Origin of the sequence: Streptomyces sp. NPDC018610 (assembly GCF_044391765.1) — a bacterium.
Classification (GTDB): domain Bacteria; phylum Actinomycetota; class Actinomycetes; order Streptomycetales; family Streptomycetaceae; genus Streptomyces.
Genome location: NZ_JBISAL010000001.1, coordinates 1,237,604 through 1,249,605 on the forward strand (window position 1 = coordinate 1,237,604; position 12,002 = coordinate 1,249,605).

General features: G+C 71.4%; 6 protein-coding genes. 2 read left to right on the forward strand and 4 right to left on the reverse strand.

The annotated features are described in order from the left end of the window. Positions 1 to 110: 110 nt before the first annotated feature. The 3 genes from ACH5A8_RS05450 to ACH5A8_RS05460 all read right to left on the reverse strand — a co-directional run bounded on the left by ACH5A8_RS05450 (position 111) and on the right by ACH5A8_RS05460 (position 6,963). Positions 111 to 5,045 carry an NAD-glutamate dehydrogenase gene (locus ACH5A8_RS05450; protein WP_398998145.1) on the reverse strand — a complete coding sequence of 1,645 codons (4,935 nt, stop codon included), beginning with the start codon at positions 5,043 to 5,045 and terminating at the stop codon, positions 111 to 113. Positions 5,046 to 5,724: 679 nt separating this feature from the next. Beyond that, the gene (locus tag ACH5A8_RS05455; protein WP_398998286.1) at positions 5,725 to 6,411 is read right to left on the reverse strand and encodes an HAD family hydrolase; all 687 of its coding nucleotides are present in this window, start codon (positions 6,409 to 6,411) and stop codon (positions 5,725 to 5,727) included. Positions 6,412 to 6,447: 36 nt separating this feature from the next. Continuing rightward, positions 6,448 to 6,963 (reverse strand): DUF6912 family protein, encoded by a 516-nt coding sequence (locus tag ACH5A8_RS05460; RefSeq protein ID WP_398998147.1) that lies wholly within the window; start codon positions 6,961 to 6,963, stop codon positions 6,448 to 6,450. Between the two features lie 365 nt (positions 6,964 to 7,328). Between ACH5A8_RS05460 and ACH5A8_RS05465 the strand changes: the two genes are divergently transcribed. Then, positions 7,329 to 7,841: an Rv3235 family protein gene (locus ACH5A8_RS05465; protein ID WP_398998149.1), complete on the forward strand. Its 513-nt coding sequence runs from the start codon at positions 7,329 to 7,331 to the stop codon at positions 7,839 to 7,841. 280 nt (positions 7,842 to 8,121) lie between these two features. Here ACH5A8_RS05465 and secA read toward each other — a convergent pair whose 3' ends face one another. Then, positions 8,122 to 10,938 (reverse strand): preprotein translocase subunit SecA, encoded by a 2,817-nt coding sequence (gene secA / locus ACH5A8_RS05470; protein ID WP_398998151.1) that lies wholly within the window; start codon positions 10,936 to 10,938, stop codon positions 8,122 to 8,124. Between the two features lie 272 nt (positions 10,939 to 11,210). Here secA and ACH5A8_RS05475 point away from each other — a divergent pair, with 272 nt between their 5' ends. Beyond that, positions 11,211 to 11,780, forward strand: coding sequence for a GNAT family N-acetyltransferase (locus ACH5A8_RS05475; protein ID WP_398998153.1), 570 nt, complete (start codon positions 11,211 to 11,213; stop codon positions 11,778 to 11,780). The last annotated feature ends 222 nt before the right edge of the window (positions 11,781 to 12,002 follow it).

Here is a 12,002-nt window from a genome sequence, read left to right on the forward strand (position 1 = left end):
ACAGGAAAGCGACAAGAGGGCGCCCCCGGACCGGAGTCCGGGGGCGCCCTCCCTCAGGGGCCTCGCCCGCCGTCGATCACCGGCCGGGCGATCGACGGCGGGCGGACGCCTCACGAATGCGTGCGCAGCAGCGTCCGCATCGTCCGCATCGCCACCGACAGGTTGGCGAGGTCGAACGCGTCCGAACCACGGATCTCCTCCAGGGTGGTGCGCGCCCGGGACAGGATCGCCGCGTTCTTCTGCTCCCACACCTGGAACCGCTGCTCCGGCGTCGAGGTGCCGTTGCCGGCGGCCAGGACGTCCGCGGTCAGCGCCGCGTGCGCCGCGTACAGGTCCTCGCGGATCGCCGCGCGGGCCATGGACTGCCAGCGGTCGGCGCGCGGCAGCTCGATGATGCGGTCCATCAGCTGGGTGATGGCGAGCCGGTCGGCGAGGTCGTAGTACACCTCGGCGACGTCCATCGGGTCCTTGCCCATGCGGTCGGCCACCGAGACGATGTCGAGCGCCGGGAAGGCGGAGGAGAACCCGGCCACCCGCGTGGCCAGCTCGTCCGGCACGCCGGCCGCGGACAGCTCGTCGTAGACCTGCTGGTACCAGTCCAGGTCCGCGCCCTTGAGCAGCTTGGGCAGCTGCGCCCACACCTGCTCGACCCGGTCGGCGAAGAACTCCACCGTCTCACCGAGCTGCAGCGGCTGCGGCCGGTTGTTCAGCAGCCAGCGCGTGCCGCGCTCGACCAGCCGGCGCGAGTGCAGGCGGATGCGGGTCTGGACGTCGGCCTCGACCTTGTTGTCCAGCGCCTCCACCGCGTCCCACACCGGCGCCGAGCGGAAGATCGCGCGGGCCACGGTCTGGGCCCGGACGATCTCCTCCAGCGACGCGCCGGTCTCCTCCCGCAGCCGGTGCAGATAGGTCGTGCCGCCGGTGTTGACCGTGTCGTTGACCAGGACGGTCGTGGTGATCTCGCGGTGCAGCGGGTGGCTGTCGATCTGCTCGCCGAACTGCTCGCGCAGCTGGGTGGGGAAGTAGGCGTGCAGCAGGCCGCGCAGGTACGGGTCGTCGGGCAGCGAGGTGTGCAGCAGCTCCTCGGCGACCGTGATCTTCGTGTACGCCAGCAGGACGGCCGTCTCCGGGCCGGTCAGGCCGTTTCCGGCGGCCAGCCGCTCGCGGATCTGGCGGTCGGTGGGCAGGAACTCCAGCGCCCGGTCGAGGTGGCCCTCGCGCACCAGGTGCTTCATGAAGCGCTGCTGGGCGTGGACCATGTCCTTGGACTGGGCGAGCGCGTTGGCGATCGCCGTGTTCTGCGCGTAGTTGTTGCGCAGCACCAGCGCGCCGACCTCGTCGGTCATCTGGGCGAGCAGCTTGTTGCGCTGCTTGACGGTCATGTCGCCGTCGGTGACCAGGCCGTTGAGCAGGACCTTGATGTTCACCTCGTGGTCGGAGGTGTCCACGCCCGCGCTGTTGTCGATGGCGTCGGTGTTGATCTTGCCGCCGGAGTGCGCGAACTCGATCCGGCCCAGCTGGGTGCAGCCCAGGTTGCCGCCCTCGCCGACGACGCGGACCCGCAGGTCGCCGCCGTCCACCCGGATGGCGTCGTTGGCCTTGTCGCCGACGTCCGCGTTGGACTCCGTGGACGCCTTGACGTACGTGCCGATGCCGCCGTTCCACAGGAGGTCCACCGGGGCCGTCAGGATCGCGCGCATCAGGTCGGCCGGGGTCGTCTTGGTGACGCCGGAGCCGAGGCCGAGGGCCTCACGGATGTGCGCGTTGACCGGGATGGACTTGGCGCTGCGCGGGAAGATCCCGCCGCCCGCCGACAGCAGCGTGGTGTCGTAGTCGGCCCAGGAGGAGCGCGGCAGGTCGAACAGACGGCGGCGCTCGGCGTAGGAGGTGGCCGCGTCCGGGTTCGGGTCGATGAAGATGTGCCGGTGGTCGAAGGCGGCGACCAGGCGGATGTGCTCGGAGAGCAGCATGCCGTTGCCGAACACGTCACCGGACATGTCGCCGATGCCGACGACCGTGAAGTCCTCGGACTGGGTGTCCACGCCCAGCTCGCGGAAGTGCCGCTTGACCGACTCCCAGGCGCCCCGGGCGGTGATGCCCATGCCCTTGTGGTCGTAGCCCGCGCTGCCGCCGGAGGCGAAGGCGTCGCCGAGCCAGAAGTCGTAGGACTCGGCGACCTCGTTGGCGATGTCGGAGAACGTCGCCGTGCCCTTGTCGGCCGCGACCACCAGATAGGTGTCGTCGCCGTCGTGGCGGACCACGTCGCGCGGGGGCACGACCTCGCCGGCGATCATGTTGTCGGTGATGTCGAGCAGCGCCGAGATGAACGTCTTGTAGCTGGCGATGCCCTCCGCGAGCCACGCGTCGCGGTCCACGGCCGGGTCGGGCAGCTGCTTGGCGACGAAGCCGCCCTTGGCGCCGACCGGCACGATGACGGTGTTCTTCACCATCTGCGCCTTGACCAGGCCGAGGATCTCGGTGCGGAAGTCCTCGCGCCGGTCGGACCAGCGCAGGCCGCCGCGGGCGACCTTGCCGAAGCGCAGGTGCACGCCCTCCACCCGCGGCGAGTACACCCAGATCTCGAACGCCGGGCGCGGCGCCGGCAGGTCCGGGATGGCCTGCGGGTCGAACTTCATGGAGACGTAGTCGTGCGGGCGGCCGGGCGTGGACTCCTGGAAGAAGTTGGTGCGCAGCGTCGCCTTGATGACCGTGAGGAAGGACCGCAGGATGCGGTCCTCGTCGAGGGAGGCCACCTGGTCGAGGGCCGCGTCGACCTCTTCGAGCAGGGCGTCCACCAGCTCGTGCCCGGCGCGCTGCCGCTCGGGCGCCATCCGCGCCTCGAACAGGGAGACGAGCAGACGGGTGGTGTGGACGTTGTTGCGGAGGGTGTCCTCCATGTAGTCCTGGCTGAAGGTGGAGCCCGCCTGGCGCAGGTACTTGGCGTAGGCACGCAGCACCATCGCCTCGCGCCAGCTCAGCCCGGCGCTCAGCACCAGCGCGTTGAACCCGTCGTTCTCCGCCTTGCCGGTCCAGGCGGCGGCGAACGCGTCCTGGAACCGCTCACGGGCGTCGTCGCCGAGGTGGTCGCCGATGCCGGCGGCGTCCTTGGGCATCCGGAGGCCGAAGTCGTAGATCCACGCCGTGGTGCGGTCCGCGCAGCGCAGCTCGTAGGGCCGCTCGTCGGTGACCTCCACGCCGAGCCGGCTCAGCACGGGCAGCACCTGCGAGAGGGAGACCGTGCCGCCCTTCTGGTAGATCTTGAAGCGGCGCTCCTCGGGCGCGGCGCCCACCGGCTCGTAGAGGCTGAGCGCGAACGTCTTGTCCTGGTCCAGCTGCTCCAGGTTGACCAGGTCGGCGACGGCGGAGCGCGGGGTGTGGTCCGCCTTGTAGCCCTCGGGGAAGGCGGCCGAGTAGCGGCGCAGCAGTTCGGCGGCGCGCTCCTCGCCGAGCTCGGCGGTCAGCGCCTCGGAGAAGGCGTCGGCCCAGGAGCGGGCGGCCTCCACCAGACGGGCCTCGATGCGCTCCTTGTCGGCGTCGGACAGCTCCGGCAGTTCGGTGCCCTGCGGGACGCGGACGACGAAGTGCAGCCGGGACAGGATCGACTCGGTGTTCCAGGCGGTGAAGTCGACGCTGGTGCCGCCGAGCTCCTCCTTGAGGATGTCGATGATCCGCAGGCGCACGCCGGTGGTGTAGCGGTCGCGCGGCAGGTAGACGAGGGCCGAGTAGTAGCGGCCGTACTCGTCCTGGCGCAGGTAGAGCCGCAGCCGGCGGCGCTCCTGGAGGTACAGGACGGAGGTGACGATCGACTGGAGCTCGGCGGCCGGGGTCTGGAACAGCTCGTCGCGCGGGTAGGTCTCCATGATCTGGAGCAGATCGCGGCCGTCGTGGCTGTTGGGCGAGAACCCGGCGCGGTCCAGGACCTCCGCGACCTTGCGGCGGATCACCGGCACCCGGCGCACCGACTCGGTGTACGCGGCGGACGAGAACAGGCCGAGGAAGCGGCGCTCGCCGATCACCTCGCCCTTGTCGTTGAACTTCTTGACGCCGATGTAGTCCAGGTACGACGGCCGGTGCACGGTGGCCCGGCTGTTGGCCTTGGTCAGCACGAGCAGCTTGTGCTCGCGGGCCTTGGCGCGGGCGTCGGCGGGCAGCCGCTCGAAGGACGGGCTGACCGGGTGGCTGTCCTCGCCGCCGTGCTGCGGGTCCGATCGCAGTATGCCGAGCCCGGTGCCGGGGACGGCGGCCAGCGAGTCGTCGTCGCGCAGCTGGTACTCGCGGAAGCCGAGGAAGGTGAAGTGGTCGGCGGACAGCCAGCGCAGCAGCTCGCGGGCCTCCTCCACCTGCGGTCCGGGCAGGTCGGCGGGGACCGGCTCGTCGGGCAGGCCGTCGGCGATGCGGGTGGCCGCCTCGCGCATCTTCTCCCAGTCCTCGACGGCCTCGCGGACGTCGGAGAGCACGCGCAGCAGATCGGCGGTGATCTGCTTGAGGTCGGCGCGGTCGGTCTCGCGGTCGATCTCGACGTGGATCCAGGACTCGATGTGCGCGTCGTGCGGCAGCGCCTCGCCGGGCTGCGCGGCGGGCAGCACCTCCAGGAGCTTGCCGGTCAGGTCGCGACGGACCACGAACTGCGGGTGGACGACGACGTGGATGCCGCGTCCCTGGCGGGTCAGCTCGTTGGTGACCGAGTCCACGAGGAAGGGCATGTCGTCGGTGACGACCTCGACGACGGAGTGGCTGCAGGTCCAGCCGTTCTCCTCGACCGTCGGGGTGTGCACCCGCACGTTGGCCGTGCCCTGCGGGCGGGTGGCGGCCAGCCGGTAGTGCGAGATGGCGGCTCCGAAGACGTCGACCGGGTCGCGGTCGGCGAGGTCCTCGGGGGCGGTGTGCAGGTAGTAGCGCTGGAGGAACGAGAGCACGGCGTCCCGGTCCGGGGTGCCCTCCCCTGTCGTCCCGGACGGGAGGTGCCCCCCGGCCGGACTGTTCTCAGCTACCCGAACGGCCCTTTCGAGCAGATCGGCCTTGGCTTCGTCCAGCTTGGTCTGCATTGTCCTCTGGCTCCTGTCGCGCGCCGTTGCGTGACGTTGAAGGAAGTACGGTCTCTTCCCCTTCGGCGTAACGTCCCGGTCCGGGGTGTCCGGCCCATACCGACGCTATGCCGCGAGGTGAGATGAGCGGGGGGTTATCGGCCATCTTCGACGCCCCCGAGGGGTGTGACGCTGCTCTCTGCGGCGCCGCTTCCCGGGGTTGACGCGGCGTCCTGGGGGCCGTATCGGCCCCGTCCCGCCCGCGAGGATCAGCGACCGCCGCCCGGTCACGGATGTGGTCCGTGCACACCGGGCGCAGAGCGGAGGCGACGGCGCCCCCGCGAACTATCGCGCTGATCACGCCACAAGGCTATCGCTCTTGCCGGGTCACCCGTCATGAGCCGTATGTGTACAAAACCAGGGGTGGAACTTTGACGTTCTGCACAGGGTGCCGGAGCCGGGACAGGGCGTAGGCGCCACGGGGGGCGTACGCCCACGACGCCGCGGCCGGGCGCCGCCCGCCGGGCGCCGCCCGACGGCCGAGAGGCCGGGGCCGCTCGCCGGGCACCCGACGACCGAGGTCCTCACCGCTCGTCGAGGGCCCGGGACCGGGTGCGGCTCACCGGGTGCCCGGGACCGCGCTCAGCGAGTGCCCGGGCTCGGTCGCTCGCCGTCCGCTCGCGCGGGCGCCGCCGCGCGCTCAGGCCGCCAGGCGCTGCGCCTCGGCGACGGCCTCCCGGAGCGTGTCCACCACGGGCACCCCGGCCTGCTCCAGGCTGGCCCGGCTGTGCGAGCCGCCCGTGTACAGCACCGCCAGCGCCCCCGCGTGCCGGGCGGCCACGGCGTCGTCGGCGGCGTCCCCGATGACCACCGTGCGCCGCGGGCTCACCGTCCCGGCGAGCGCGCCCAGGTGCCGCACCATGTGCTCGGCCTTGCTGCCACCGGACGGCCCGGTGCGCCCGTCGACGCGTATGAAGTGCGTCTCGATGCCGAAGCCGCGGACCAGCGGGACGAGGTCCTCATGGCCGTACATGCTCAGGATCGACTGGCTGTGGCCGGCCGACGTCCAGCCCGCCAGCAGCTCCACCGCTCCCTCGGCGAGGCCGCAGCGGGTCCGGTGCTCGACGTAGTGCCGGTGGAACACCCCGTCCATGAGGTCCCACTCGGCGGCGGTGGGCAGCCGCCCCATCAGCCGCTCGTAGAACTTCGGGATCGGCACGCAGTACAGCGCGCGGTACTGCTCCAGTGTGATCGGGGCCAGGCCTATCTCGGCGAACGCCGCGTTGGTCGCGCCGACCACCGCGTCGTTGTCGTGGAACAGCGTGCCGTTCCAGTCCCAGACGATGTGTGCCGCCGACGGCGTCCCCGTCCCCGAACCCGAGTGCATCCCCATGCCGGAAAACGTACTCGCACCCACTGACAATCAGGAGTCCTCGCGCGGGGCGACCAGGTTCGCGATCTCCTGCGTGGCGTACCAGAGCAGGTCGTGGTCCTCGGTCGCGTCCACGGCGGACCGCGCGTCCTCGTCGCCGCCGTCCGCCGCCAGGGCCCGCGCCGCGGCGGTCACGGCCGCCTCGGCGTCGCCGGAGTCGACGTGCACGGCGGCCGCCTTGGCCAGCGGCACCGTCCCGGCCAGCCGGACCTCGCCGGGCTCCGGGCCGGCCTCCCGTCCGGTCCCGGCGCTCACCGCGCCGTCCGCGACGTCCACGGCGACCACGACCCGGCGGCGCGGCGCGTCCGGCGCGTCCGCGAGCAGCCCGAGCGAGGCCAGGGCGGCCTGGGTCAGGGCGGCGTACTCCAGTTCTTCGGTGTCCTCGGACGCGTACCACTCGCGCAGGGCTGGGGTGACGGCGTAGGCGGTGAACGGCTCCGTGCCCAGCCGTCCCGTCCGGTGCGCCTCGGCGAGACCGGGGAGGGTCAGGGGGACGTAGACGCGCATGGGCTGGCCGCTTTCGTGGTCGGAGGGCTCCGGAGGCCCGGGGCGGGGCCGCGGCGGCTCCTGGCCGGCCACGGCGCGCCGGGAGCACCCGGACGGCCTTCAGGATACGTGCGGGCGTCCCCGTTCGTGTCCCTGACCGCACTCCCCCCGGCGTCCACCCGACACCTCCTGATTCACCCGGTCCGCACCCTTTTTGCCCTTTCGGCACGGGGGTCGCCTTCCGCACGACCACCCGGATGAGTGAACTCGCCGGCCGCCCGACCCGCCCCTCCGGTTCCTTGCCCGCCCGGAACCGGTTCCCGTACAAGATCCCCTGCAGGAAGTTACTGACTGGTACGAACGCGTCACAGAACGGGGACCCACTCGTGAACAAGGTCATGACCAGGGCACAGCGCCGCCCGGGCGGCCGCCCGCCGGGACGTCACGACGCCCGCCGCCCCGGAGGCGCCCCGCCCCGCGCACCGGGCGGTGGCCGTCCGCCGGGCCCGCCCCGGCGGACGGCCACCGCCTCTCCCACCCCTCCCACCCCTCCCGCCGGTCTCCGGCCGGCCCCGCACCCCCTCACCAGCGACCTCTTCGCCGACCGGCTGCTGGCCGTGCTCAGCGGGCAGCGCCCCGTCCACTGGATGCTCCGGCACACCGCGGGCCGCGCCTACGACGAGTTGGTCCGGCTCGCCGAACGCGGCCCCCTGCGCACCCGCGGGACCCGCCCGGTCGTGCGCGACATCGGCTACTACGAGGCCCGGCCGGGCGCCATCGAGGTCTTCGCCCGCATCGGCGCCGGCGACCAGCTCCGCGCCCTGGCCTTCCGCCTCGAACAAGGCCGCGACCACCGCTGGCGCTGCACAGCGGTGGAACTGGGCACCCCGCGCCCCTGACAGCCGCAGACAGCCACCCCCGTAGCCGCGGGCAGCGCCACCGCGCCACCCGTAACCGCGGGCGACCGTGCCGCAGGCGATGGGGGTCCACCCTGCTCCTCAAGAGCTCGGGGAGGGTGGGCGCAGCGGCCCCCGCCCGCGCGGGCCAGCGCCCCCACCCCGCCCCCGACGCCCCGCCGGGCCACCCACCCCTCCACAAAGCGGCACACACCCACACAGAGGGGCCGGGCGCCCAAAAAGCGCCCGGCCCCTCACACCCCCGCTCCTCAAGGAGCGATGGTCACTTCTTCCGGCGGCGCCCCGCCTTCGCCTGCTTGCGCCGCTCCGCCCGAGTGAGCCCGTCCGACTCCGACCGCACCGGCTCGTCGTCGCTGGCGAACTCGCCCTCGACGACACCACCCTCACCGTCCACCGTAGGAGCGGAGAAGTGCAGCTCACGCCGCTGCGGAGCATCCAGCCCCTTGGCCCGGATCTCCGGCCGCGCACCCGCCTGCGCCGGCACCGCGTCCTGCGGCGCCTTCTCCAGGGACGGCGCGGCGTCCTCGACCGGAACCTCCTCGACCTGCTGCTCGACCTGGACCTCCAGGTTGAACAGGTAGCCGACGGACTCCTCCTTGATGCCGTCCATCATCGCGGAGAACATGTCGAAGCCCTCGCGCTGGTACTCGACCAGCGGGTCCTTCTGGGCCATCGCGCGCAGACCGATGCCCTCCTGGAGATAGTCCATCTCGTAGAGGTGCTCGCGCCACTTGCGGTCCAGGACCGACAGCACGACCCGCCGCTCCAGCTCACGCATGATCTCCGAGCCGAGCTGCGCCTCACGCGCCTCGTACTGCTCGTGGATGTCGTCCTTGATGGAGTCGCCGATGAACTCCGCCGTCAGACCCGCACGGTCGCCGGCGGCCTCCTCCAGCTCCTCCACGGTGACCTTCACCGGGTAGAGCTGCTTGAAGGCGCCCCACAGCCGGTCCAGGTCCCAGTCCTCGGGGAAGCCCTCGGCGGTCTCGGCGCCGACGTAGGCGTCGATGGTGTCGTCCATGAAGTGCTGCACCTGCTCGTGCAGGTCCTCGCCCTCCAGGACGCGCCGCCGCTCGCCGTAGATGACCTCGCGCTGGCGGTTGAGCACCTCGTCGTACTTCAGGACGTTCTTACGCGTCTCGAAGTTCTGCGTCTCGACCTGCGACTGCGCGGAGGCGATCGCGCGCGTGACCATCTTGTTCTCGATCGGCACGTCGTCGGGGACGTTCGCCATCGACATCACGCGCTCGACCATCTGCGCCTTGAACAGACGCATCAGGTCGTCGCCGAGGGAGAGGTAGAAGCGGGACTCCCCCGGGTCGCCCTGACGGCCGCTGCGGCCGCGCAGCTGGTTGTCGATCCGGCGCGACTCGTGCCGCTCGGTGCCCAGCACGTAGAGGCCGCCGAGCTTCTCGACCTCGTCCTTCTCGGCCTTGACCGCCGCCTCGGCCTTCTCCAGGGCCGCGGGCAGGGCGGCGGCCCACTCCTCGATGTGCTCCTCGGGGTCGAGGCCGCGCTGACGCAGCTCCGCCTCGGCGAGGTCCTCGGGGTTGCCGCCGAGCTTGATGTCCGTACCGCGGCCGGCCATGTTGGTCGCCACCGTCACGGCGCCCTTGCGGCCGGCCTGGGCGACGATCGACGCCTCACGCTCGTGCTGCTTGGCGTTGAGCACCTCGTGCTGGATGCCGCGCTTGCTGAGCTGCTGCGAGAGGTACTCGGACTTCTCGACCGAGGTGGTGCCGACCAGGATCGGCTGGCCCTTCTCGTGCTTCTCCGCGATGTCGTCGACGACCGCCTCGAACTTGGCGATCTCGGTGCGGTAGATCAGGTCCGACTGGTCCTTGCGGATCATCGGCTTGTTGGTCGGGATCGGGACCACGCCGAGCTTGTAGATCTGGTGGAACTCGGCGGCCTCGGTCATCGCCGTACCGGTCATGCCGGAGAGCTTGCCGTAGAGGCGGAAGAAGTTCTGCAGGGTGATCGTCGCGAGCGTCTGGTTCTCGTCCTTGATGTCCACCCCTTCCTTCGCCTCGATCGCCTGGTGCATGCCCTCGTTGTAGCGGCGGCCGGCGAGGATACGGCCGGTGTGCTCGTCGACGATCATGACCTCGCCGTCGATGACGACGTAGTCCTTGTCGCGCTTGAAGAGCTCCTTGGCCTTGATGGCGTTGTTCAGGTACCCGACGAGCGGGGTGTTCACCGACTCGTAGAGGTTGTCGATGCCCAGCCAGTCCTCGACCTTGGAGACACCGGACTCGTGGATGGCGACGGTGCGCTTCTTCTCGTCGACGTCGTAGTCGCCGGTCTCCTCGACGCCCTTGAGGGGGTTGCCCGCCTCGCCCTTCTTCAGGCGGGTGACCAGCTTGGCGAAGTCGCCGTACCACTTGGTGGCCTGGTCGGCCGGGCCGGAGATGATCAGCGGCGTACGGGCCTCGTCGACGAGGATCGAGTCGACCTCGTCGACGACCGCGAAGTTGTGGCCGCGCTGGACCAGTTCGTCCTTCGACCAGGCCATGTTGTCGCGCAGGTAGTCGAAGCCGAACTCGTTGTTGGTGCCGTAGGTGATGTCGCAGGCGTACTGCTCGCGGCGCTGGGCCGGCGTCATGTTGGCGAGGATGCAGCCGACGCTCAGACCCAGGAACCGGTGGACCCGGCCCATCATCTCCGAGTCGCGCTCGGCCAGGTAGTCGTTGACCGTGACGATGTGGACGCCGTCGCCGGACAGCGCGTTGAGGTACGCGGGCAGGGTGCCGACGAGCGTCTTGCCCTCGCCGGTCTTCATCTCGGCGACGTACCCCAGGTGCAGGGCGGCGCCGCCCATCAGCTGCACGTCGTAGTGCCGCTGGCCGAGGACGCGCTTGGCGGCCTCGCGTACGGTGGCGAACGCCTCGGGCAGGAGGTCGTCCAGGCTCTCGCCGTCGGCGTACCGCTGCTTGTACTCGTCGGTGAGCGCGCGCAGCTCGGCGTCGGAGAGGCCGACGAAGTCCTCTTCGATGGAGTTCACCTGGCCCGCGATGCGGTGCAGCTTGCGCAGGATCTTGCCTTCGCCTGCACGCATGATCTTCGAGAGGACGGACACGGGGGTTGGTCTCCTTGCCGGTCGGGCCTGGGACGGTCGGTTTCCATTTGACTTGACTGAGCAACGGCCATCGTATGCGAGGACCCCGCCACGCCGGGAGGGCCTGCCGCGACGGCACGCGTCCACTGCTGCGCGTCGCCTTCACAAAGGACAACGGACCGGGGCCGCCGATGGTGCCGCCTTCCCCCGACGAATCGCGCGAATGGTGACCGTCCGCCCACACACCGCGAAATGAATGGCGTCCGTTCGCGCTGCCCGAGCAGAATCAGCCGATGGAACCCGCCGAGCTCACCACCGACCGCCTCCTGCTGCGCACCGTCGGCCCCGCCGACACCGACGCCGTCCACGCCGCGGCGCAGGACCCGGACATCCAGCGCTGGACCACGATCCCCTCCCCCTATCAGTACGAACACGCGCGGGGCTTCACCGACCAGCAGGTTCCCGACGGCTGGGCCGACGGCTCGATGTTCACCTTCGGCCTCTTCCTGCCGCACGGGGAGCTGGCCGGCATGCTCGGCATCACCATGCGCTCCCTGGGGACGGGCGAGATCGGCTTCTGGGCGACGAAGGAACACCGCGGCAACGGCTACGTCGGCGAGGCGGTCGACGCCACCGCCCGCTGGGCCTTCACCCACCGCGGCGTCGACCGCCTGGAATGGCGCGCCGAGGTCGGCAACCGGGCCTCGCGCGCGGTGGCCGAACGGGCCGGTTTCACCGTGGAGGGCACCTTGCGCGCCGCGCTCAACAACAACGGGGTGCTGCGGGACTGCTGGGTGGGCTCTCTGCTCCCCTGCGACCTGGGCCTCGCCTCGACGGCCCCCTACCTGCCCGCACGCGTGTGAGCGCGTCCGCCCACCGGACCGGGCGGACCGACCCGGTCCGGCCTGCCCGCACGCGTGTGAGCGCGTTCCCTCCCGGAGGACCAGCGCGCACCGGGCCCGTCCGCGCCCGCCCGCGCGCGTGAGCGCGCCTCGCCAGGAGGCGCGGCCGGCGTCGGTCCGGGCGGCGCCCGCCCGCGCGTGAGCGCCCCCGGCGGGCGATTCCGCAGCCCGGGCCCGCACTGT